At 64.5% G+C, this 23277-nt stretch carries 21 protein-coding genes and 2 pseudogenes; 6 read left to right on the top strand and 17 right to left on the bottom strand.

The features are described 5' to 3' along the window. Positions 1-34: 34 nt before the first annotated feature. The 7 genes from AC0V8S_RS33185 to AC0V8S_RS33155 form a co-directional block, all read right to left on the bottom strand. Positions 35-1069, bottom strand: coding sequence for a DUF4438 domain-containing protein (locus AC0V8S_RS33185; RefSeq protein ID WP_183456601.1), 1035 nt, complete (start codon positions 1067-1069; stop codon positions 35-37). After that, positions 1066-1902: a hypothetical protein gene (locus AC0V8S_RS33180; protein WP_475435774.1), complete on the bottom strand. Its 837-nt coding sequence runs from the start codon at positions 1900-1902 to the stop codon at positions 1066-1068. The genes AC0V8S_RS33185 and AC0V8S_RS33180 overlap by 4 nt, the downstream gene beginning before the upstream one ends. Before the next feature lie 30 nt (positions 1903-1932). Continuing rightward, positions 1933-3036 (bottom strand): hypothetical protein, encoded by a 1104-nt coding sequence (locus AC0V8S_RS33175; protein WP_183456605.1) that lies wholly within the window; start codon positions 3034-3036, stop codon positions 1933-1935. Between the two features lie 73 nt (positions 3037-3109). Further along, a complete protein-coding gene (locus AC0V8S_RS33170) occupies positions 3110-3790 on the bottom strand; it encodes a hypothetical protein (RefSeq protein ID WP_183456607.1) in 681 nt (226 codons plus the stop codon). Between the two features lie 23 nt (positions 3791-3813). Continuing rightward, complete coding sequence (locus AC0V8S_RS33165; RefSeq protein ID WP_475435772.1) at positions 3814-5574, bottom strand: hypothetical protein; 1761 nt, start codon at positions 5572-5574, stop codon at positions 3814-3816. Between the two features lie 11 nt (positions 5575-5585). Next, positions 5586-6878: a hypothetical protein gene (locus AC0V8S_RS33160; RefSeq protein WP_183456609.1), complete on the bottom strand. Its 1293-nt coding sequence runs from the start codon at positions 6876-6878 to the stop codon at positions 5586-5588. Positions 6879-6911: 33 nt separating this feature from the next. Then, positions 6912-7949, bottom strand: coding sequence for a serine/threonine-protein kinase (locus AC0V8S_RS33155; protein WP_183456611.1), 1038 nt, complete (start codon positions 7947-7949; stop codon positions 6912-6914). Positions 7950-8556: 607 nt separating this feature from the next. Here AC0V8S_RS33155 and AC0V8S_RS33150 point away from each other — a divergent pair. From AC0V8S_RS33150 to AC0V8S_RS33140, 3 genes and pseudogenes are all read left to right on the top strand, one after another. After that, entirely contained in the window at positions 8557-9576 is a 1020-nt protein-coding gene (locus AC0V8S_RS33150; protein WP_475435770.1) for an isopenicillin N synthase family dioxygenase, read from the top strand. Positions 9577-9875: 299 nt separating this feature from the next. Next, positions 9876-10566: pseudogene (locus tag AC0V8S_RS33145) on the top strand (SDR family NAD(P)-dependent oxidoreductase). Positions 10567-10963: 397 nt separating this feature from the next. Then, positions 10964-11215: a DUF768 domain-containing protein gene (locus tag AC0V8S_RS33140; protein ID WP_183456617.1), complete on the top strand. Its 252-nt coding sequence runs from the start codon at positions 10964-10966 to the stop codon at positions 11213-11215. A 54-nt stretch (positions 11216-11269) separates the two neighbouring features. On the opposite strand, the gene AC0V8S_RS33135 is transcribed toward AC0V8S_RS33140, so the two are convergent. Genes AC0V8S_RS33135 through AC0V8S_RS33125 form a run of 3 tightly spaced genes read right to left on the bottom strand, consistent with a single transcriptional unit; the run spans position 11270 to position 14970 of the window. Next, the gene (locus AC0V8S_RS33135; RefSeq protein WP_475435768.1) at positions 11270-12394 is read right to left on the bottom strand and encodes a DmpA family aminopeptidase; all 1125 of its coding nucleotides are present in this window, start codon (positions 12392-12394) and stop codon (positions 11270-11272) included. A gap of 2 nt (positions 12395-12396) precedes the next feature. Continuing rightward, positions 12397-13962 carry an exodeoxyribonuclease VII large subunit gene (gene xseA, locus AC0V8S_RS33130; RefSeq protein ID WP_475435766.1) on the bottom strand — a complete coding sequence of 522 codons (1566 nt, stop codon included), beginning with the start codon at positions 13960-13962 and terminating at the stop codon, positions 12397-12399. Positions 13963-14013: 51 nt separating this feature from the next. Beyond that, complete coding sequence (locus AC0V8S_RS33125; RefSeq protein ID WP_475435765.1) at positions 14014-14970, bottom strand: LysR substrate-binding domain-containing protein; 957 nt, start codon at positions 14968-14970, stop codon at positions 14014-14016. A 177-nt stretch (positions 14971-15147) separates the two neighbouring features. On the opposite strand from AC0V8S_RS33125, the gene AC0V8S_RS33120 reads away from it, so the two are divergent. After that, a complete protein-coding gene (locus tag AC0V8S_RS33120; RefSeq protein ID WP_019860034.1) occupies positions 15148-15438 on the top strand; it encodes a DUF1127 domain-containing protein in 291 nt (96 codons plus the stop codon). Positions 15439-15580: 142 nt separating this feature from the next. Here AC0V8S_RS33120 and AC0V8S_RS33115 read toward each other — a convergent pair whose 3' ends face one another. From AC0V8S_RS33115 to AC0V8S_RS33095, 5 genes and pseudogenes are all read right to left on the bottom strand, one after another. After that, positions 15581-15805 (bottom strand): type II toxin-antitoxin system HicB family antitoxin, encoded by a 225-nt coding sequence (locus tag AC0V8S_RS33115; RefSeq protein WP_475435762.1) that lies wholly within the window; start codon positions 15803-15805, stop codon positions 15581-15583. A gap of 242 nt (positions 15806-16047) precedes the next feature. Continuing rightward, a complete protein-coding gene (locus tag AC0V8S_RS33110) occupies positions 16048-17070 on the bottom strand; it encodes a DUF937 domain-containing protein (RefSeq protein ID WP_475435761.1) in 1023 nt (340 codons plus the stop codon). A gap of 77 nt (positions 17071-17147) precedes the next feature. Next, the gene (locus AC0V8S_RS33105) at positions 17148-18521 is read right to left on the bottom strand and encodes a glutamate--cysteine ligase (RefSeq protein WP_475435759.1); all 1374 of its coding nucleotides are present in this window, start codon (positions 18519-18521) and stop codon (positions 17148-17150) included. A 144-nt stretch (positions 18522-18665) separates the two neighbouring features. Continuing rightward, positions 18666-19398 (bottom strand): annotated as a pseudogene (locus AC0V8S_RS33100) (16S rRNA (uracil(1498)-N(3))-methyltransferase). 31 nt (positions 19399-19429) lie between these two features. Further along, positions 19430-20077: a hypothetical protein gene (locus tag AC0V8S_RS33095; RefSeq protein ID WP_475435757.1), complete on the bottom strand. Its 648-nt coding sequence runs from the start codon at positions 20075-20077 to the stop codon at positions 19430-19432. 88 nt (positions 20078-20165) lie between these two features. On the opposite strand from AC0V8S_RS33095, the gene AC0V8S_RS33090 reads away from it, so the two are divergent. Together AC0V8S_RS33090 and AC0V8S_RS33085 are read left to right on the top strand one after the other, a co-directional pair. After that, positions 20166-20864, top strand: coding sequence for a type 1 glutamine amidotransferase (locus AC0V8S_RS33090; protein ID WP_475435755.1), 699 nt, complete (start codon positions 20166-20168; stop codon positions 20862-20864). Positions 20865-21154: 290 nt separating this feature from the next. Next, positions 21155-21286, top strand: a complete 132-nt coding sequence (locus AC0V8S_RS33085) for a hypothetical protein (protein WP_257784452.1) — start codon at positions 21155-21157, stop codon at positions 21284-21286. A 42-nt stretch (positions 21287-21328) separates the two neighbouring features. Here AC0V8S_RS33085 and AC0V8S_RS33080 read toward each other — a convergent pair whose 3' ends face one another. Beyond that, a complete protein-coding gene (locus AC0V8S_RS33080; protein WP_475435753.1) occupies positions 21329-22096 on the bottom strand; it encodes a metallophosphoesterase family protein in 768 nt (255 codons plus the stop codon). A gap of 37 nt (positions 22097-22133) precedes the next feature. Then, the gene (locus AC0V8S_RS33075) at positions 22134-23270 is read right to left on the bottom strand and encodes an alpha-hydroxy acid oxidase (RefSeq protein WP_475435751.1); all 1137 of its coding nucleotides are present in this window, start codon (positions 23268-23270) and stop codon (positions 22134-22136) included. Between the last annotated feature and the right edge of the window lie 7 nt (positions 23271-23277).

Raw genomic sequence — 23277 nt, 5'->3', positions numbered from 1 at the left:
TTCTCGTAACTCGTTTCTCCGCCCGGGCTCGGATCTAGCCGGATCCGGCCACCATGCTTGGGTCCGCTGCCGTCGCCCGCCGGCGCAGCCTTGCCACGGTTCGTTCCCTTTGCTCGACGGTCGGCAAGGGAAAGGACGGCCGTGCCGGTCGGGGTGGGCGAATGTCCAGGTAGCGCGCGATATTGGCGTCCGGGCTGAGCTCCAACTGGAGAATCGAGGCCGGCGCTGAAAGTAGCGAGACAACGCCTGGGCCATGACCCGCGACGGTGCTGTCACTGTGCACGATGACGCCCACCGACACATGCCCGCCCAGCCGTGACCGGCCATAGCGGTTGTCGGCGTCCATGATCCCGACAATGTCGCCGAAACGCAGCGAGCCGAGCTTGTAGCGCCGCACCATGCCAGGATCCGACATCTGGATATCGTAGTCGCCGCGCAGCACATTGTTGCGGCCGAGGCCCGAGCCCATGACGCGGGCGGGGATGCGGTGTGTCACCTTGACGTGGATCCGGCCGTTGCGCTCGACTGGCCGCCAGCGGGCGAGCAGCCGCGGCGAGCAGTTCCAGATCGCGACGTCGGGATAATCGGTCAGGCGCAGGCCAAGCCCATAGGCCCAGACCTGGATGCGGTCACCGATCGCCATCTGCCGCATCGCCGGCAGCGGAAAGTCGATCAGCACGGTGTCGACGCCGCCATGCTTGCCGGTCACCACGCCGCGTGCGCCGGCGGCGCGGCCTGTGGTCACGATCGCGTGGTTGCCGACGCAGGAATAGCTCTGCAGCGCCTGGTTGGCGGCGTCCGGGCTGCCGCCGGCGGCGCGCGCCTCGTTGCGGATCGACACCGCCGGTTCGACATGGTCGCCGGCCAGCCCGACGCAGGGGTCGCCGACACGATGGTTGAGCACGATGCCGCCGGTGCCCGGCAGCGAGCGCGGCCTGCCGTCATAACCGATCCGCCACGGCGTGCCCCTCTCGGTCGGCGAGGCGACCTGTCCGGCGACGCTGATCATCACCAGGTCGCGCGCATTGGTGCGCAGGCCGTGGACCGGGTGGATGCGAGGCGGTTTCATGCCGCGGCCTCCTTCGGCACCAGCTCGTACCAGAGCGCACAGGCATTGCGCCAAGGATCGTCCGGCGTCCCATCATCATGGTCGGCCGGATCTTCCAGCGCCCAGTCGGTCTCGCTCCAGCCGTCGGGCAGCGCCAGGATGACCGGCGCGACCACCTGCACGATCGCGGCATTGCGGCCGCTCGCGGCGATTGGAGCAGCAGCGGGCCAGAGCGCCGGGCCGGACCATCCGGGGGTTGCTCCAGGATGGCGTTTGGTGGGAAATGCCAGCCGTTCGAGATAGTCGCACAATGGCGGCCTGGCGCCGTCATTGCCGGCGATGGTGAGAACATAGGTGCTGTCGGGCTGAAGCGCGGCGGAGAGCGCGACCACGTCGCGCGCGCACTCGTCGAGCGGAGCGGCGGTGCCGGCGACATCGCCAAAACGTGTTTCGAGCGCGGCGCAGCACCCTTCAAAGCGCGGCAACAGGGCTGTTTCCTCACGCTCGGGCAGCGCGCTTTCATACTGGGCGTCACCGATCCAGTGCACCCGGGATGACAGGCGGCCGTTCTGCCACGCCCGGCGCCATGGTTCGAGCTCCAGCGCCAGTTCCTTGAGGATGGCATCGCGAGTGCCGGGGGCGAGCCAACCGCCTCCCATCTGATCGGGCCGACGCCGATAGTATTCGTCGTTGTCGAGCAAGGTGTAAAAGCCGCGCGGCAGCCACACCCGCGCTGATTGCGAAAGCGTTACCGTCACCAGCAGCCCCATCGGTGACAACGCCAGCGGGGCGTCGATGACGATGTTCGGCGGCTTGGCCGCGAAACGCCCCGCAAGAGCAAGTTGGTGGTCCATCGCTGACACCCTTCAGTCCCGGCGAACGGTTCAGGCGGCTATTCGCGACGCGGTGTTGCGGTTCAGCCCATATGACCAATGCACGCGATCGCCATCGAGGCCGGGGAAGCGGCGCCCTTCGCGCGTCAGCCGGTAGGCGGCCAGCCATGCATCGGCCTGCGAACCCATTTTCTTGGCGTCGGCGTCGAATTCGGCCGGCGTGATCGTCGTGCGGAAATCGTTTTCGGCGATGTATTGCAGGATTCGCCGCCCCGCATCGGCCATCTTGGCGCGTTCCGACATCTCGGTGGCGCCGCCCAGATGACGGTTGGCGACGGCTTCGATAACGTCCCATTTGGTGTTGGCGTCGAAGGATTTCTTGATGTCCGGTGCGTCGAACAACTCGAAAATCTGTTGCACATACTGTCCGGTTTCACGGGTCAGAGCCAGGATGTTGCCATAGCTCGAACGGTCTAGGTGATAGCGCAGATCGGTGCCGACGCGCTGCACCGTGGCCAGCGCTGCGAAAGGCCGGTCGTTGATGGTGGAACTGCCGCGAATAACCTGGCCGATGGTCAGATCCTGGAAGTACTGCGACATCGCATTCATGAAGGCGACCAGCTGGAAGTGGAAGCTGCGGTTGACGATGGCTCCTGCGGGCACCGGTGCGCGGCCATAGTTGAAGACGCGGCGATAGGCGATCAGCCGGTCGCGGCGCTTGTAGCGGATCGGCCGCCACTTCTCGAGGATGTAGAGCCCGCGCGCGCCAGGGCCGCGCTGGATGCGGATCTGGCCGTTCTGGAACAGCCGGCGCAGCACATCGACCACCTGGAACAGCTTCATGCGGTCCATCTGGTAGATGTAGTAGAGTTCGGCCGAGGCCTGCAGCTGCGGCGGGATGATCGATTCGTCGAAATCATTGCGTAGCAGCGGCATCTGCAGCGCATCGAACGGCTTGACCGGTCCATCGCCGAAGCCGACCAGATCGGCGAAACTGGTTGTTGCTTTGCTGGATGAGCGGTCGAGCAACTCCCCGTACCGACCCTCGAATTCGCTCTCGAAAGCGGCGCGGTCAGCCGGCGACAAACCCGCCAGCTCGTCCCTGAAGAAGCGCTGGAACAGCCGCTGGATGACCTGGTTGGATTCACTAGCCATAATCAGACCTCATCTTGCTCGAATTGGCGGCTCATAGTTCTCAGGCACTTTGGGTTCTCAGGCACTTGGGTTCTCAGGCACTTGGCGGCGGTTGCCCGCCGGACGCTACGTCCTGGCTGGCGGCAATCGCATTCATCACGGCTGGCGCGAGGTCGAAGAAGCGCACCAGTTCGCTATCGGTGACGACCGCGGGCAGGCCGCTGCTGAACGTGTTGGCATCGCGAAGGCGCTTGACGAACTCGTTGCGGCGATTTTCCTGCGGTTTGCCCTTCTGGAATGTCACGATGTCCTGCAACGACATGAATTTCGCGTGGTTGAACCAGAGCCCGGCGTTCGTCCGGCCGACGATGTCGCCCGACGTGTCGACAGCGGCGGCATAGAGTGCCGTGACATTGTCCTTGTCGCGCAGGCCAAGCGACTGCACCGTTTCATCCAGCCTGTCGATCGCCTTGCTGATCTCGCCAAGCTTCTTGTCGATGGTGTCGCCATTGGGCTGGTTCTTCAGCGCGGAGGCAATGGTTTCGATCGCGACGGTCAAGCGGTCGAGGGTCTTCGATTGTTCACCGTCGGGGTACCCCTTGATTGCCTTGGCAACGTCGCCGATGGCCTTCTGGGTCCCCTTGCTGCCGCTGTCGACCTTGTCGGTCAACAGATCGATCGACTGCGGCGTCTCGGCCTCTACTTCGAAGCGGGCCTTGACCCCGGCGTGGAACTTGTTGGCCGGGTGGTAGGGAAACGGAATCTTCGCAGCCATTGTCGTGCTCCTCTGCTGCCCACTCAGGCCGACCAGTAGTCGGGACGGTTCTGCCCCATGCTCGCCATTGAGCTTGCGATCGGCGACGGCATCTGGACCGGGCTCGGCAGATTGGTGCCCTGGCCGAACGTATCGGCGAGGATCCGGCGGATCATCCAGCGGATCAGCGACTGGTTGTTGCGGAAATTGAAGACGTTGAAGTCGCATTGCGGGGTCAGCGACCGCACCAGGCGCTCGGTCTGGTCCTCCGCCTGGTAGAAGGTGCGCAACTCACGCACAATCAGCCCTTTCAGGCTCGAATCCCAGGCGCCGGGACCTCCGAACGGGTTGAGCAATTCGCCTGAGATCGTGCCGAGCTTGCTCTTCAGCTTGTCGCTGAATTCGCACAAAAGCACGCCGGGGTTCTGCAACTGGTCGGTCAGCTCCAGCACCGCGTCGACGACGATGCCGACGGCGGTCGCACGCCTCTCCTGTTCGCCGAGGCCGTCCGGATCCGTGCCGACCGCATAGAGGTCGATCGCCCTGTCGAGCAGGAACAGCAGGTAATCCAGCAGCACCTGGCAGCTGATATCGTCGTCGTCGCAGCCGCAGCCGGCGAAGCAGTCGACCTGCTCGAGCAGGAAGCCGCGCGCGATGGTGAGGTTCATCAGGCGGATGGCGCCTTGGTCGGGGCCGCCCGCGCCGTAGAGGCCGTAGACGATGATCGGCGGCCGGGCGACATAGAGCAGCCGCGAGCTGCCCTTGGCGACGAACGCATCGACGAAGAGCTGCAGGCTGGAGACGAATGCCACCAGCGGCGGTGATTCCGGTGGGCCTGAGGTGATCGAAACGTCGATCGGAACCGGGATGCTCTGGCCGAACTGGATCAGGCGCTGGAAGCGGTGGACCAGCATTGCCGATGCGGTCGACAGCTCGCGCAAGCCTTCGACGCTTGCCCCGGTCGACAGGTCAACCAGGTCATCCATCGCCTGCGACAGCGCGTTCTCCTCCAGCAGCGCGCGCAGGTCTGCCTGGCCGCCGGCCTCCAACTGCTGCACCAGATTGCGGTAGGCTTCGATACCGCGTGGCCAGTCTTCCTGGCCAAGCGTGCTTTCAACCGAACCGGTCAGGCTGCGCAGCGCCATGATGACGGCGTTGCGGCGTGCCTGCAGCTCTCCGGCCGCCGAACGCACGATCGAGGTGCTGCGGGTGATGCCGTTGGACGCCAGCCCCTCGCCGATGGCGACAAGAATGAGCCCGGCCAGCACATCGCAGCTTTGGGCAAACCGCCTGAACAGGATGGCGCTGCCGTCGGTGAGCGTGCCGACATAGCGCGCCAGGCGCGAATACTCGCCGAGCTGGCGGCGTGCCGACATGGCACGGTCGTGATTGACCGAATCGAGAGCGAGCCTGGCGGCAGCCAGTCCATCATTGGCGAGCTGCCGGATCGAACGGCCCCAGCCGATCATCTCGATGCGGATGTCCTTCAGTGGCGAGGAGGTCGAAAGCGTCTGCAGGTCGCGTTCGAGATCGTCCTGCGCCTGCGCCATCTCGACGGAGGACGGGCCCGTGTTGCGGGCTTGCGGCACATAGTCGGGCACGCTCGAATAAGGCAGGCCGGCTTGTTCGCGTCGATCCCGGTCTGCTTCCTCGGGATAGAAGTTCAAGAGAGCGTTGGCGATCTGGTCGGGATCGCGCGGGTCACTGACGCGCAGCGTCTTGCGCAGCAGATTGTCCACGGCAACCGTGGCAGGAGACCGAAATTTCGAGACCGGGCTGGCGGCGGCTGTAAATACGTCGACCATGACATCTCACCTCATGCAACGAGTGCGGCTGGGGACGGTTGCGCAGTGGGCCGTCGGTTTGCCTGACGCTGGGCCAGGTTTCTGATGACAAGCTTGGCAATGGCGTCCGGTTCGGCGCCGGCTTCCAGCGCGAAACGGCTGGCCGACACAAGAAAACGTGGCGGCAGGTCGGGCACTTGCCCGGCCGCGATCAGGATTCCGCCGCGGCGGATGCGGGCTTCGTCGGCGCGCGTGAAAGGGATGGCGTCGGCCAGCGCGTGCTGCCCAAGACCCCGGCGCGGCTGGTAGGCAATCTCATCGACCACCGCCGGAATGAGGCGAGGGACCGAAGCAAGCAGAGCCGGAGGCAGCCTGTGGCCGCGCGCCGGATTGTAAAGGCCACGCCAGACGCGTTCGGCGCGCGCCGCCTCGGCGGCAAAGCCCATGCGCCGCAGCATCTCGGTCAGGATCAGAACCCGGATCCAGCCGGTTGGATGCGCCCCGCCGGGGCGGTAGGTGAGGGCACGCGCGCCGGGATGGGCGAGGAACTCCATCATGCCCCAGACCGACGCGGTGCCGCCGAGCAGCAGCGCCGCGAGATCGGCGAAGATTTCCTTATGCCAGCGGCGCAGGATCGTCACCACCAGCGGATCGAATCGCATCGAGGCCAGGCGGTTGGCGACCGCTTGCGCGTTCTCCTGCCACAGACCCATGTCGGCCTGCAGATTGTGGGCGACTTCATGCAGGAAGACCGACTGCCAGGGATTGTCGCGATCCCAGGGAACGCGGATGACCGGGAACGGATTGCTGTCGCCGAGCAACCGGGCAAGTGCGACGCCGCGACGCTGCGTCGCCGGCGAATAGCCATGTTCCATATAGGTCAGCGGCTTCAAGAGGGGACCGCCGAAGACGCCCGGCAGGGCAGCGCGGACGACCGTGTAGCAGTCGAGCGCGATCGCATCATGGGCGGCGAGCGCCGGCGCAAAGCCTGAGCCGCGCTGCGACATGACCTCGAAGAACATGCCGAAGGTCCGGCGCAGCCGATCGATCCTGCGGTCGAGCATGGCCATCTGGGTGAGCGCGGCCTGTGCGGTGGCAGGCGGCCAGCCGCGCTCGATCTCGGCGATATGCCGGCTAATGGCGTTGCCGATGGTCGCCAACCGCTTGTTGGCGGCATGGAAGTGAGCCCGCGACGGCGCATAGGGCAGGTCTTCGGGACGAAGTCCGATGCGCCTCGGTGTCAGGCGGTTGAGGCGCTGTGCGCGCGCTTTCAGCGCCCGCAGCTTGGTGTCCAGGAACCGCCTGGTCGAAGAACCCGTGCGCATCGCCGCGATCCTTCTTGTTGCACCGACAGGGTTTCAGTTGGGCCGGATGGTGATGCTGACCGGACCGCGGATGACGATACGCCGCCGGCGCCCGTGATTTGGGCCATATCCGCCTGGCCAACCGCCGGCAGTCCGTCCCAATGCCCGCCCGGCGATACGCGCCAGGTTGCGTCCCGGAGCCATGCCGGCGCGAACCGCCGCCGCGGTGCGGCGCACGATCTGGCGCCCTCGCTGCAAGGGCCGCGTCAGCTGCCGGCGCAGACCTTGCCCGCGCGCCGCGACACGACGCGCGGTGCGTGCCAGAACCAGCGGCCGGACCGATGCCGGGGTGCGGCGCGTGACGGCGGTACGGCGGACGCTGCTGGCGATGCGCGGCAGAGCGCGGATCGCGGTCGGCCCGCCACGGTTGACGAGCTGGGTGGCGGCCCTGCGCACGGTGCGAACTGCCTGGGTGCGTACGGCCGCGGGCATGCGTGCGGCCACCGGGCCAAGCACGCGTCGCGTCGCAAGCGCGGCCACCACGGGGATGGCGGCACGATTGCGCACAGCGAGCTCGGCGAAGGCGTCGAGCGCCTCGTCCTCGGAAGCCTCGTCCGCCATCAACTGGCCGACGACATTGGCGACGCCGCCAACCGCGGTGCCGACGCCGGGAATAAGGCTGGCGACCGGCGCTACGGCGCGGGCGATGCGGCCGATTGTGGGAGCCGCACGCCGGACCGTGCGCACGACGCCGCGAATGCCTCGGGCGATGCGGCGGAAGAACTCGTCGCTGTCTTCAGCCGCAAGCGCGTAGCTCATGGCCTCGTCCCAGGCATCGTCGTCGGACTCATCGCCTTCATCGAAGCCATCGCCTTCGTCGAACTCGTCACCGGCATCGAATTCGTCGCCGGCGTCCATCTCGTCGAAGCCGGAGGCCTCGAATTCGTCGCCTTCGTCGAACTCGTCGCCTTCGTCGGCCTCATCGAAGCCATCGCCCTCGTCCATTTCGTCGAATTCGTCGTAGCTGTCGGCAGGGCCTTCCGCTTCATCAAAGGCAAGGTCGTCGAACATCGATTCGTCATACCCGTCCATCTCGAGATCTCCTCTTGAGCGATCGGCCCCTCAGGGGAGCGGGACCAAAGCGATTAACGCCGGCCGGAATAGTCGCCCTCAAGGCAATAGCTCTCAAGTCGGCAGGAACGGGTAGCTGAAAGGTGGTCGCCAATATCAGCGACTGTTCAGTCATCTGATTTTGTGCGCAATCATAATTATACTACGAATATTATTTTATATTTATTTTCGCAGTGTTTGATGAAAGGGGCGGATAGCTGCCGTGATGTGGCCAATAAAATCGCGGGCGACTCGCAAGATTTCGCTCGTCGGCATTGGATTTGCCGGCTGAAATGACGGTCATGTACCGAAGCAGCACGCCGGTGCGAGACAAGGCGGCCCCGCTCCGCCTGAATTCTCCTGAATGGATCGCGATCGTCATCCGCTTGCCCCTGTGAATGGAAAAATTGTTCGTCACGGCCGCGACGAAGGGCCGATCGTTTCTTTCCCGGCAAGCTGAAGTCGATGAGACTTGCGCGCGTTGATGGCGGCTATGGTCGCTGAAATGTGCCCGGATGTTCAATCGACTGGGTTTTTCGGGTGGCGGTTTCAAGCAACGCCTCGGAAAGCGCTGGGAAAGGAGCTTGATATGCCCAGAATAGTGCCGGTGCTCGATCTGAGCCGTCTTGAACAAGGCGCGTCGGAGCGCCGGACATTTCTGGCCGACTTGCGTTCCGCTTCGCGCGACATCGGCTTTTTCTATCTGGCCGGACATGGCATCTCCTGGGCGGAGATCAGCGAGGTCCTCACCGCATCGCGCCAGTTCTTTGCCTTGCCGGAGGCCGACAAGCTGACAATCGAGATGGTCAAGTCCTCGCAGTTTCGCGGCTACACCCGCGCCGGCGGCGAACTGACCAAGGGCAAGGAGGACTGGCGCGAACAGCTCGACGTCGGCGTCGAGCGGCAGGCAATCGCGCAAGGGCCGGGAGTTCCCGCCTGGACGCGGCTGCAAGGACCGAACCAGTGGCCCGCGGCGCTGCCGGATCTCAAACCGGCGCTGCTTGCCTGGCAGAGCAAGGTGACGGCCGTGGCGATCCGGCTGCTGAAGGCTTTCGCGCAATCGCTCGATCAGCCCGAGGATGCGTTCGACCCGATCTACAGCAGCGAGCCCAACCATCGCATGAAGATCGTGCGCTACCCCGGCCGCGATGCGACCGGCGGCGATCAGGGTGTCGGCGCGCACAAGGATGGCGGTTTTCTGACGCTGCTGCTCCAGGATGACAACAAGGGGCTGCAGGTCGACTATGATGGAACCTGGGTCGATGTAGATCCCATTCCCGGCACGCTCGTCGTCAACATCGGCGAATTGCTCGAACTGGCCTCCAACGGCTATTTGCGCGCGACCGTGCATCGCGTCGTGACGCCGCCCGCCGGCGTCGAGCGCATTTCGGTGCCGTTCTTCTTCAGCGCCAGGCTCGATGCGACGATCCCGCTGCTTGGCCTTTCCGAGGAATTGGCGGCGCAGGCGCGCGGGCCGTCCAGCGATCCGGACAATCCGCTGTTTCGCGATGTCGGAAGCAATGTGCTGAAAAGCCGGCTGCGCTCGCATCCCGACGTCGCGCGCCGCCATTATGCGGATCTGCTCGAAGGGGAAAGCCGGGTTGGCTGAGCTTGCTGGCGAAGAAAGGACAGGATTTTCGCCATTCTGGCTGATCTTTAGAAAAACGTTCGTCGTATCCGTTTGGGAATCGGTCCAAAAGAGAAAAATCCGGTCGGTGTTTTCCTCCCATTTCGCCGAACGGTGTTCCCCTCTGAAGGTTATCACCTTCTTTTTGGCCGGGCCGTTTTCGCGCCCGGCCTTTTTCTTGGCGTCTTGCGCGTTGCCGTCGCCATGCTGATCCGGCAAGTTTCAATACAGCTCATTCGCCGACCATCGACCGCAGTCCCGTGGAAAGAAGGAGAGATCTCATGACATCCAATGTCGCAATCATCGCCGGTGCGGGCTCCGGCTTGAGCGCCTCGCTGGCGCGCCTCCTCGCAAAGGAAGGGTTCAGCGTCGTTCTGGCCGCCCGCAACATCGAGAAGCTCGGTGCATTGCAGGCTGAGACCGGCGCGCAGGCCGTGGCGATTGATGTCTCCGATCCCGCGTCGGTGGAGCACCTGTTCGATGTCGCCGACACGGCCGGTCCGCTCTCGCTGGTGATTTTCAACGCCAGCGGACGCGCCCGGCGGACCGATAGCCGAACTCGATCCCGAGGCGGTCCGGCAGGCTTTGCTGGTTAGTGCCTATGGTGGGTTCCTGGTCGGCCAGCAGGCAGCCCGCCGGCTGGTGGCTCTGGGTTCGGGTTCAATCCTCTTCACCGGCGCGACGGCCAGCGTGAAGGGGTTCGCCGGCTCCGCCGGCTTTGCGATGCCGAAATTCGGCTTGCGCGGACTGGCCCAGTCCATGGCCCGTGAACTGGCGCCGAAGAACATCCACGTCGCGCATTTCATCATCGATGGCGCCATTGCGTCGGCCGCGTCCGCTGGGGATTCCGATACGCAGGATCGCCGGCTGTCGCCGGACGCGATCGCCGAAGCCTATCTCTCCATCCATCGCCAGCACCGCAGCGCCTGGACCTGGGAAATGGAGCTCAGGCCTTGGGTCGAGACCTTCTGATGGGGTGCGCGGGGTGCGACTTTGGTGCAAGCTATGGGCACGGTTGGGAGGAGTCGACATTGGATGAGGATATCACTATATAGCGGCGGCTTCGCTGGCTCGCGCCTCGAGGCGCAACGTCAAAAGGCGGCTGTGGCGACAGCCATTGAGACTAAGAAACGGACTGAAAGCCGTAACAGGTAGAAGCAATTGCTCGGAGCGGGCCAAATCCCGCCAACGGTACAGTCCTTCAGAATCAGAAAATGTTCTTAACCCCTCGATTTCCTTCGGCTCTGTGGACCTTGGACGGCATTGACTTGCCGGGCGGCCGCGACTCGGTTGGAATGGCAGGATGCATCCTTTGCGGGATGACGACGTTTATGATTACCAACCGGCTTTGCCGCCAGGGAACAGCAGTATGAGTGAACACGCGATCGAGTTCTTACGGGGATGGATCGGCGAAAAGGTCCATTGCCAGTCCCAGTCCAGGATCGACAAGCAGGCTGAGACATTGGCCAGGGAATGCGCCGCCAAGGCGGCCGAGGTCGGCATCCCGCTGGAGGACATCCAGGAAGAGGTCGGCGACATCCAGGAACTCATTGCTTCCCGGCTCGAGGAAGCCGCTGAGGCCGACGAGCACCAGCAGGCGGCCAACAAGGCTGCGGAATAGATTTTAACGGCCATTCTGTCTGAATGCGCGGGCCCTTCGGCCCGCGATTTCGTCTCAGCCTCGGCCAAACCTCTCTTTCAACCATGCCTTCGGCAGTGCCGGCACGAAATTGCCGTCGCGTCCGGTCATGTCGTCATTGGCGGTCAGGGCGTTGAGGATCGATTCCTCCACCGCCTGGATCACGGCATCGAAAAACGGATCGATGTCTGTATCGGGAATGAAATCGGCATTGGCAATCCGGCCCGACGGCGCCAGTGCGGCGGCAGGATTGGCTGTCGAGAAGGCGAGAAAGATATCGCCCGAGCTGTGATAGCCGAGGCCGCCGGTCATGGCGACGCCGAGCGGCACGCGGCGGGCCAGCCGCTTCATCTGGTGCGGCAGGAACGGCGCATCGGTGGCGATGACGGCGATGATCGAGCCCTTTTCGGCGCGCGGCGTGCCTTCTCGGATCGCTGGCTCGATGAGTTCCGGCCCGGCACGCAGGCCGCGAAGGGTAAAATTGCGCCGCTTGCCGAAATTCGACTGCACGAAAGCGCCGACCGTATAGGAATGTCCCTGCCATGCGACGGTGCGCGACGCCGTGCCCGACCCGGCCTTGAAGCCGAAGGTGATCATGCCGGTGCCGCCGCCGACGCTGCCTTCCTCGATCGGGCCGCTGGTTGCGCCGTCAAGGGCTTCGGCCACGTGTTCAAAGGTCAAGTGGTGACCGTTTATGTCGTTGAGGAAGCCGTCATAGGTCTCCCCCGCCACCGGCAGGCCCCAGGCGCTGTCGACCGCGGCCGGCAGCACTTGGCTCATCCAGCGCAGCGTACCGTCGCGGGAAACGCCGCAGGAATGCGTGTTGGTGATGGTGATCGGGAAGTTGAAGGCGCCGGTTTCCTCGACGATGTGCGAACCGGTCAGCTCGCCATTGCCGTTCTGGCTGAAAATGCCGGCGAAGACCGGCGTGGCCAGGTCGGCGAGCGGTCTGGGCAGGATCGCCGTGACACCGGTGCGCACCGGCCCTTTGCCGACGATGAGCGGCCCGTCGCCTGAAATCAACGTCGCATAGCCGACCGCGACGCCGGACACGTCGGTGATGGCGTTGAACGGCCCGGGCGTTCCGTCGAAGCCGATGCCGAAGCTTCGCGCGCGCGGCTTGCCGCTGGGCGTTGCCAGATGGTGCGGATTGTCGGCCATGGTCAGAACAGCGATCCCTGATTGCCGGGTTCTTTCGCCTTGGCCGCCGGCCTGGCAGCCGGCTTTGGCCGCGCAGCCCCGCTGGTTGCTACCGCATCGGCCGTGCCGTCGGCGAACTCCAGCGAAAGCGCCATCCCCGATGCCACGTCGGCGGCCTGCTTGATGACGGTGCCGTCGGCATCCTTGACGAGTGCGAAGCCGCGCGCCAGGACGGCCTTGTGCGACAGCGTGGTCAACAGGCGTTCGGCCTGGCTCAACTGGCCGCGCAGGCGTTCGAGCCGCAGCGAGATGACCCGGTCCTGCCGCCTGGCGAGCGCCGCCAGCGTGTCGGCCTGCAGTTTCTGCCGGCGGGCGATCGGCGCCGGCGACAGCCGCGTCGCGGTGCGCGCGAAGCGCGCGCGCCGTTCGCGCACGATGGCAAAGAACGCCGCCTGTGCGCGGGCGAGGTCACGGCCCGTCAGCGTGCGGGCCTCATTGATGCGCCGCGATAACGTGGCCGGCGTCAGCCTTTGGCCCTGGAGGCGCGCCCGCTTGCGATCGACGCTGACGAAGAGGCCGCGACCGAGCCTCGATGTCGCCTCGTCGAGGCGCCGGCGCGGCAGCGCCAGCAATTGATCGGGCGAGGGCAGCGCACGCGCCGCAGCACGCGCTGCCTGCCGCTTGCGTTCGAAATTGCGTGAGATGGCCGCCTTGAGCCGCGCGCCAAGGCTGGCCAGCGTCGCTTCGAGGTCGGCCTTCACCGGCACCGCGATTTCAGCCGCACCCGTTGGCGTCGGCGCCCGCACATCCGCGACGAGGTCGATCAGCGTCCAATCGGTCTCGTGGCCGACGGCCGAGATCACCGGAATGCCGGAGGCGGCAACGGCGCGGGCCAGCGCTTCGTCGTTGAAGCCCCACAGATCCTCGAGGCTGCCGCCGCCACGCGCGACGATCAAGAGATCGGGGCGCTGGATGGGGCCATCCCAGGCCAGCGCGTTGAAGCCGTTGACGGCGTTGGTCACTTCCACGCCCGATGTCTCGCCCTGCACGCGCACGGGCCAGACCAGCACATGCAGCGGAAAGCGGTCCTTGATGCGGTGGATGATGTCGCGGATGACGGAGCCGGTCGGCGAGGTGACGACGCCGATGACGCGCGGCATGAACGGCAGCCGGCGCTTGCGGCCGGCATCGAAAAGCCCTTCGGCCTGCAGCCGGCGCTTGCGCTCTTCCAGCAGCGCCATCAGTGCGCCTGCGCCGGCAGGCTCCAGATTGTCGATGACGATCTGGTAGTTGGATTTGCCGGGATAGGTGGTGAGCTTGCCGGTGGCGATCACCTCCATCCCTTCCTCGGGGCGGAATTTCAGCCGGCTCATCGTGCCTTTCCACACCACCGCGTCGAGCCGGGCGCGGTCGTCCTTCAGCGCGAAATAAGCATGGCCGGAGGAATGAGGGCCGCGGTAGCCGGAGATTTCGCCACGCACCCGCACATTGCCGAAGACGTCCTCGACCGTGCGCTTCAGCGCGCCGGAAATCTCGCTCACCGTGTATTCGGTGGCGTTGGTACGTGATTCGGATCCTGCTTCGCTCATCGGTCGATTGGGGGCCGGTTGAACGTTCGCGTCAAGGCGCCACGATCCATCTTACCAGCCGGGCAGGATCTGGTTCGCCTTGGTCCGCCTGATCTTGGCATAGGCAAGTGCCGCGAAATCGAACGTCCCGGTCTCTTCGACGAGCGGCACCGAGATGTTGTCCAGGCTCTCCGAAATATGGCGGGCGAGTGCATCGACGATTTCCGGCCGCGAAGTCTGGCCGCGCATGATGCCGATGCGGCAGTCGGGCAGGGTGCCGAAGCCGTCGGCTTCACCCAGCACCCGCATGCCGGGCCTGAGCGCGCATTCCGGCAGCACCGAGATCGCCAGGCCCGAAAGCACGGCGGCGGTGATGACGGTCGCCGAGAAGCTGGTGAACAGGATGCGGTAGTCGCGGTTCTGCTGGTCCAGCACATCGACGGCGGCGCGCCGCCAGATGCAATTCGGCCGGCCAAAGGCCATCGGCAACGTCACCTGTTCATGCGTGGCATGGTTGGCCGAGGTGACCCACAGCAGCGGTTCGCGCCGCACCACTTCCGACTGGCCGCGCACATCATTGTGCGTCACCAGCGCCAGGTCGAGATTGCCGCGCTTGATGTGCTCGACCAGGCCCGGCGTCGGCTCGCAGATAACGGTCAGTTCGACGCGCGGATTGGAGCGTGTGAAACGCGCCATGATCTCGGGCAGGAAGCGGTCGGCATAGTCGTCGGGCGTGCCGATGCGGATCGTGCCTTCGAGCCGCTGGTCGTCGAAGGCGGCGAGCGTTTCGCGGTTGAGGTAGAGCAGCCGCCTTGCGTAGGAGAGCAGCTTTTCGCCTTCCTCCGTCAGCTTGTTGTTGCGGCCCTCCTTCTCGAACAGCGGCTTGCCGATACGCTCCTCCAGCCGGCGCATCTGCATCGACACCGCCGATTGGGTGCGCAGCACCTCTTCGGCTGCGCGGGTGAAGCTGCCGGTATCGGCGATCGAGATGAAGGTCTGCAACTGATCGAGATCGAGTGGCGCTTTCATCGGCGTGATCCATCACTGGTGTTGATGCTAAAGATTAGAAACATTCGTTGGATTAATCAATCGGCCGATGGCAAATTGCTGACATCCACATGAAGGCATGTGAATCGAAGCCGGAACGGCCGCTGTCCCCAGCGCCGAGCGCTTGGCTTTGTCCGTTCGAAACTGAAGGAGACCGACATGACCACGATCGATTTCGCCACCGAGACCTCGCGCATCACCTCGCGTCCGGCCGTTGCGATGCGCGTGGCCAATACCGTCTTCAATTTCTACCGCGCCTGGAAAAACCGCCGCGCCTTCTACCGCCTTGGCGAGATGTCGGATGCCGAGCTCGCCGATATCGGCCTGACGCGCGCCGACCTGCATGTCGCCATCGATGTGCCGTTCGGCCGCGACCCGACGGCGATCCTGCGCGAAATCGCCAGCGATCGCGTGGAAACGATCGAGGACATCGCCCGCAAGGTGGCCTGATCTGTTGAATTTAGGTCCCGTTGAACCTTTTCCGGGTTCAGCGCGACCAAGGATTACGCAGGCTCCCCACTCCCTGCCGGTTCCCCGCCGGCCTGCCTGCACGCTGCCCGGTCCTCCCAAGGACCGGGCTTTTCTTTTGGAATCAGGCGAAGGCCAGCTTTTGCGACGGCTTTGGTATCGCTCGCCCAAGGTCGTGCGCAGCTTCTATCCAGGATGCTATGGCGTCTTGGACATTCGCGATGGCCTCTTCGGGAGTGTCACCATCGCTCATGCAACCTGGCAGATCAGGTACAAAAGCCGAAAATCCACCACCGTCCTCCAAGGGAAGTGGCGCGACGACGACCGGATATTCAAGTCTGTCCGTCATGGCCTTTAACCTCGTCGATGAATGCCACGAGTTTCCGGATATACGGGTTTGATCGGGCGTTTGAAAGGCACAGTCAGAATGTCGGCCACCGCTGAATGATAGACCTTGTAGTGCGAGCCGCCCGATCTTGGCGGCGCGCATTGGACGCCTGCCTCGTCACAAACGGCTCTCACATCCGCTATTGACCAGTCGCCACGAGGGTTGCGGCGCATCTGCTCCAGTCTTTTACCCACGGATGTCGCCTACCGCCGGTCCATGTCCCGCTTGAACTGGTCGAAGATGTTTTCCACGCCCTTCTGGTACTCGTCGCGCTGCTGAGCGCCGGTCTCGAACATCTTGCCGAACAAATCGTCGAACGGGTTTCTTGGCCGACCGCTCGGATTGGCCTGCGGCTGCGGGGCCTGGCGCTGCTGTGGTGCCTGCGGCTGCGGCGCCGGCTGTCCGCCGGGCATGCCGAAGCCGCCACCGCCGCGCAGCATCTCTTCGAAGATTTTCCCGAGCGGGTTGTCGCCGTAGGGGCTCTGCGTCTGTTGAGGTTGCGGCTGGGCCCGGCCTTGCGGCTGCGGCGTGCCGCCACCAAACATATCCTGCAGCACCTTCCCCAGCGGATTGTCGCCATAGGGATTGGGCGCCGGCTGTGGCTGGCTTTGCGGTTGCGATGTGCCGCCGCCGAACATGTCCTGCAAGACCTTGCCGAGCGGGTTGTCCATCGGGTTCTGGGGCTGCGGTGCCTGGCGCTGCTGTGGCGCCGGCGCGCCCATGCCGCCGCCTTGCCGCATCATCTGCTCGATGATCTCGCCGAGCGGATTGTTGCCGCCGCCGAAACCGCCGGCGGCCTGCATCTGATTTGTCGTCTGCTTGAACAGCCCGCCCATTACCATCGAGGCGATCGCCGGCAGCATCTGCTGCAGGATCTGCTGGCTGACGCCGCTCGCCTGCGCCGCCTGGCTGGCCACGGCGCGCGACAGGTCCTTCGAACCGAACAGATGCCCCAGAATGCCGTTGCCTTCGTCGACGCCTTGCGGCGAGAAGGCGCGGGTCGCGTCCTCGAAATATTTGGCGTGCTGGCCGCTTGCCATCGCCGTCATGAAGGCGCCGAGCCCATAGGGATCGGCGGTGTTGCGTTGCAGCCCCTGCGAAAAGGCCGGCAGCAGGGCGGCCACGGCCGCCTGTGTCTGCTGCATCGAAAGCCCGTATTGCTGGGCAAGCGCCTGCATGCCGTTGCCGTTCTGGGCCTGCGTCAGCATGTCGAACAAGGTGGGCATCGGCGTCTCCTCCTGAATTCCTCGGGAGGGAGCCTAATTCGTTTCAACGCTCGATTGAAGCGGCTTTTGCCGCTGGGTTAATAGGCGTATTCCATGAACACCGGCTCGATCGAGCCGCCCCAGCGCGTGTGGTAGGCCGAAAGCATTTCCTCGGCACTGGTCGTGCCGCGCGCGACCACTTCGTCCAAAGTGTTGAGGAACGAGGTTTCGTCGTAGCCGTCGCGGTTCTTCTTGCCGCGGTTCTTCAGCCCGGTGCGCGAAATGGCCAGCACGTCGCGCGCGATCTCGCGCAGCGTGGCGTTGCGGAAGGGTGCGGCAATGCCAAGTTCGGGCACGGCGTTGCGCATGGCCAGCACTTCCTTGTAGGTCCAGCTCGCGGTCAACGCCTCGGCCGCATCGAGTGCTGCCTCGTCGTAGAGCAGGCCGACCCAGAAGGCGGGCAGCGCGCAGATGCGCCGCCACGGTCCGCCATCGGCGCCGCGCATTTCGAGGAAGCGCTTCAGCCGCACGTCGGGGAACAGTGTCGACAGATGGTTCGCCCAGTCGCCCATCGTCGGCAGCCCGTCCGGCACTTCGTTGCGCGCGGCACCGGCCATGAACTGGCGGAAGGTGATGTGCGTCATGTCGTGATAGTGGCCGTCGCGGATGACGAAATACATCGGCACGTCGAGCGCCCATTCGACATAGTCGGCAAAGCCAAAATCGGGCGAGAAGCAGAATTCGAGCAGGCCGGAGCGCTGGTTGTCAGTGTCACGCCAGATATCGCCGCGCCAGCTCTGCAAGCCGTTCGGGTGGCTCTCGGTGAAGGGCGAGTTGGCGAACAGCGCCGTCGACAGAGGCTGCAGCTTCAGCGACACCTGCATCTTGCGGCGCATGTCGGCCTCGCTCTCGAAGTCGAGATTCACCTGGATCGTGCAGGTGCGGTACATCATGTCGAGGCCCTTGGTGCCGACCTTGGGCATGTAGCGCGTCATGATCTCGTAGCGCGACTTGGGCATTTTCGGCGTTTCGGCCAGCGACCATTTCGGGCTGCCGCCGAGGCCGAGGAAGCGGATGCCCATCGGCTCGGCGATCTCGCGCACCTGCGCCAGATGCGCATTGCCCTCGCGGCAGGTCTGATGGATCGTCTCCAGCGGCGCTCCGGAAAGCTCGAACTGGCCGCCTGGCTCCAGCGAAATCGCGCCCTGGCCGGTCGGCTCGACCAGGCCGATGATGCGGCCGTCGTCGATGATCGGGTCCCAGCCGAGTTTGTGCTGCATGCCCTCGAGGATGGCGCGGATGCCGCGCTCGCCGCCATAGGGCACGGGCGCGTTGCCGTCGACATAGAAGGGGAACTTCTCGTGCTCGGTGCCGATGCGCCATTTGTCGCGCGGTTTGTTGCCTTCGGCCAGGTGCTCGACGAGTTCGCCGATGTCTTCGATCGGCCGGAAATCGGTTGTGTCGCGCGCCATGATCAAGCCCTCAAAAGCGGCGAGTGGAGCCGCCGGCGGTAAATGGACGAAATGTCAGTAGCCGATCAAGCGAAAAATCCTGAGCCACAGGTCAAGAGGAATTGAAGGCCACGATCCAGGCGGCCTCTTGCAAGACATGACGTCCTACCAGTCTCCGACAGTTGCCTGCATCACCGCAAGTGCCGCCACGGCCGCCGTGTCGGCGCGCAGGATGCGTGGCCCGAGCGGAATGGCGGTGACGAAGGGCAGGGCGCGCAGCATCTTGCGCTCGTCGTCGGAAAAGCCGCCCTCCGGCCCGACCAACAGCGCGAGCTTCTTCTCCTTTACCGCCTGCAGCGCGGCCAACGGATTGTTGGTCGAGGCGTCCTCGTCGCAGAAGACCAGCCGCCGCTCCTGGTTCCAACCGGTCAGCAGACGGTCGAACTTTTCCGCCTCGCGCACCTGTGGCACCGCCAGTATGCCGCATTGTTCGGCGGCCTCGACGACATTGGCGCGCAGGCGATCGATGGACGGCTTGGCCACTTGCGTGTGCTGGGTGATGACCGGCTGCAGGATGCCGGCGCCCATCTCGACCGCCTTCTGCACGAGATAGTCGAGCCGCCCCTGCTTCAGCGGCGCGAAACAATAGATGAGGTCGGGTAGCGGTGGTTGCGGCCGCTGCAACGCCAGCACCTTCAGCCGCACTGCTCTTTTGTTTTCGCCGCAATGGCCGCCGACCATTCGCCGTCGCGGCCATTGAACAGCAGGATTTCGGCGCCTTCGCCAAGTCGCAGCACATGCTGCAGGTAATGGCTCTGCTGCTGGTCGGCGTCGAACTCGGCATCCGGCCCGAGGTCGTCAGGCACGAAAGACGTTGCATCTTGTAATTGGCGCGCATGGTCGAGGAATGAGCGAGCCGGCCGCCGGCGTCAAGCCTCGGCTGACGGATGCCACACCGGCCGAAAGCCATGCCGCAGGACGGCAAGCGTTGTCTCCGGGGTCAGCAGCATAGGCGCCTTATCTTCCAGTTGGCCCAGGCCGGTGGGCGGCCCATATCCGGCGAAGGACCATCTCAACGCCTTGCCGTGATGCAAGGCGTAGGCGTTGCCGCCGGTAGCGATCACCGCGCCGTCGGGCAGGCCGGCCAGCTCGTCCATCGCCACAGCCGGACGTTTGCCACCCGACGCCAGCCGCTCCTTGTGCAGCCTTTTGTCGACCTGCGGCGCGCGCGGCTCGGCAATGCCGAAGGCTTGGCCGAAGCGGCCGACAAAATCCCTGGCCCGTTCGCGCTGGCAAAAGAAGCAGGGGCGGTGCCCTGCCGCCAACGCCGTCACCTCGTCGAGGAAGAACAGCTCGGTCCAGCCCGCTTTGCCACCAGGACGGTTTCGGCCCATCGGCTCGCGCCGCACATTGCGGAATCGGCACACGCAGATGATCCAGGCCTGAAGCGCCCAGCGCTTCTTCAACAGCGTCTTGGTCGCGGGATCGTGGATGATGCCGCGATTACCGGTGAAAAGCCCGCGCTCCGGCACGGCACGGATGGCACCGAACGGATCGACCCGGTTCTGCAGTGGCATAGTTTTCTCTCCGGACGCGCATCTTGGCTGCGATACAGGCGGCATGATATCGCTCGTCGCATCATTTTCATGTCAGCAGGGTTTTGCGATGCGGGTGCTGGTGGTCCAGAACTACGACAATACCGGCCTCGGCCAGGTTGGTGCCGCACTTGCGGAAGCCGGTGCCGATCTCGACGTGCGCCTCCCTTACAAGGGCGATCCGCTGCCGGACGATGCCACGGAGCATGATGCTATGGTCGTGCTCGGCGGCGGCCAGAATGCGCTGGCCGACGATGAATATCCCTATTTCCCCGCGCTGCTCGAACTGACCCGCGATTTCGCCGGCAAGGACCGCGCCGTGCTCGGCATCTGCCTTGGCAGCCAGCTCGTCGCCCGCGCCTTCGGCGGCGAGAACCGCATCGGCGGCGCCAATGAATTCGGCTGGCGTGGCGTGTCGTTGACGCCTGACGCCAAGGCCGATCCGGTGCTGGGAGCACTGCCGGAAAAGTTCCCGATCTTCCAGTGGCACGACGACACGTTCGTATTGCCGCAAAATGCCGTACGGCTCGCCGGCAACGATGTCGCCGAGAACCAGGCGTTTCGCGTCGGCCGCGCCGTCTATGGCTTCCAGTTCCATTTCGAGGCCGACCGGCCGATGGTGAAGGACTGGAGTTCCTCCTTCGCGCCGACCATCGCCGCGCGCCATCCCGACTGGGCCGGCAAGCTCGATGGTGAAATGGCCCGCAACGGACCCGACGCCGATGCTGCCGGTCTGGCCATAGCCCGCGCCTGGGTGGCGACGATCTAAGCGCCTGCCCTTCGGTCATCGCGTGGCATAATTGGCACGCAACCGTGAAACCGGCTGGGGAAAACCCCTTTCATCCTTGGCTTGTGTCCGCCCGCTATCCTAGAAGGCGCGCGCTCTGCATTGGCTGTGCAACCGGGATGAACCTTTTGTGTGACCCGTGCGACACACCGTCGATACAGAACGCGCTTAGAAGCGCGAAATCGTCGAAACTTTGAAGCGAATTCTCCGTTTCAACGCATTGGTAACCGCCTGGTGCACAGATGCAGCAAGCTCAACAAGAGATGACGTCCGTGAAAGCAGCGCTTCTGTCCTTTGCCATGTTGTCCGCCATCGTGCTGTGCGGTCTCGGTATCTATTCCGCCGATGCCGCCAACAACCACAACGCCGTCGACGGCTACGGCGTCACCGCCTCGCTTCGCTAAAAGCCGGCTCGCTCGCGACGCATCCTGCAACGCGGCGGAGGCTCAAGCTTCCTTTATCGCCATTTCCAGGATGCGCTTGTCCGCCCCGTCGACGACGAGGGCGGTCAGCATGCCTGATTGCCAGGCAAGCGTGTCGACATTGACGCGGTTGGCCATCACTTCCGCCTCGGGGACGGGCGTGTGGCCATGCACCACGATCTTCGGGAACAGGCCGGTGTAATCGTGGAAAACGTCGCGGATCCAGATCAGGTCCTGCGGATCCTGCTTGTCCAGCGGAATACCTGGCCTGATGCCGGCATGGCAGAAGAAGAAGTCGCCGAACGTTAACGCGAACGGCAGCGATCGCAGGAAATCGACGTGGCCTGGCGGCATGGCCTCGAGCAGCGCCTGGTGCCCGCGCCTCATCGTCTCCATCTTGCCGAACCAGCTGGCGTCGGCGGCCAGGGACACGCCATAGGACAGCGCCGTCTGGACGCCGCCATAGCGCATGAAAAGCCCTTCCGGGTCAGGGGTTCTCAGAAAGTCGAGAAAGCCGATGTCGTGGTTGCCGGCGAGCATCAGATGGCGCGGATCGCGTTCCCGCGCCGCGATCAGAAAATCGATGACGCCCTTGGAGTCCGGCCCGCGGTCGACATAGTCGCCGAGGTGGATCACCCGCCAGTCGCGAGCCGGTTTCCACTCCAGCTCGCTCTCGATGCGCTGGTGCATGGCGGCCAGCAGGTCGAGCCGGCCATGCACGTCACCGATTGCGTAAAGACGCACACCCTCCGGCCCTCGCGCGTCGAGAAAATGGATGCCGGGTTCCGCCAACGCCTCGTGGTCTCCGTGGTCATGCCGTCACGGGACACTAGCGGCGGAGCTGATCCTTGCCCATGTCGGTGACCAGACGCTTTCCGCACAGCGCCAGCGTGATGTCCATCTCCTTGCGGATGATTTCCAACGCTTTGGTAACCCCTTCCTTGCCGAGCGCGCCCAGGCCGTAAAGAAATGGCCGGCCGATATAGGTGCCCTTGGCGCCGAGGCAGAGCGCCTTCAGCACGTCCTGGCCGGAGCGGATGCCGCCATCCATGTGCACCTCGATCTTGTCGCCGACCGCGTCCGCAATCTCTTCCAGCGCCATGATCGAGGACGACGCGCCATCGAGCTGGCGCCCGCCATGGTTGGAAACCACGATCGCGTCGGCGCCGGTCTTGGCCGCCATCAGCGCATCCTCCTTGTCGAGGATGCCCTTCAGGATCAGCTTGCCGCCCCAGCGCTCCTTGATCCAGGCGACATCCTTCCACGACAGCTGCGGATCGAACTGCTCGTTTGTCCAGGACGACAGCGAAGAGACGTCGCCGACCCCCTTGGCGTGGCCGACAATGTTGCGGAAGGTGCGGCGCTTGGTGCCGGCTATGCCCAGGCACCAGCGCGGCTTGCTGGCCAGGTCGATGATGTTGGCCAGCGTCATCTTGGGCGGCGCCGAGAGCCCGTTGCGGACGTCCTTGTGGCGCTGGCCGAGGATCTGCAGGTCGAGCGTCAGCACCAGCGCCGAGCATTTCGCCGCCTTGGCGCGGTCGATCAAATCGAGCACGAAATCCTTGTCGCGCAGCACATAGAGTTGGAACCAGAACGGTTTCTTCGTCACCGAGGCGACATCCTCGATCGAGCAGATGCTCATCGTCGACAGGGTGAAGGGCACGCCAAACTCTTCCGCCGCCTGCGCCGCCAGCATCTCGCCATCGGCGTGCTGCATGCCGGTCAGGCCGGTCGGTGCCAGCGCCACCGGCATCGACACTTTCTGGCCGATCATGGTCGATTCCAGCGAGCGGTTGCTCATGTCGACCAGCACGCGCTGGCGGAACTTGATCTTCTGGAAGTCTTCCTCGTTGGCCCGGTAGGTACTCTCGGTCCAGGCACCGGAATCGGCATAGTCGAAGAACATCTTGGGCACGCGCCGGCGCGCGAGATCCTTAAGGTCTGCGATGGTGAGAATGTCGCTCATGATGGTC

This window comes from Mesorhizobium oxytropidicola (assembly GCF_056174625.1).
Note: the sequence above shows the minus strand (reverse complement) of the source record. Positions and strands in the feature narration are given on the sequence as shown.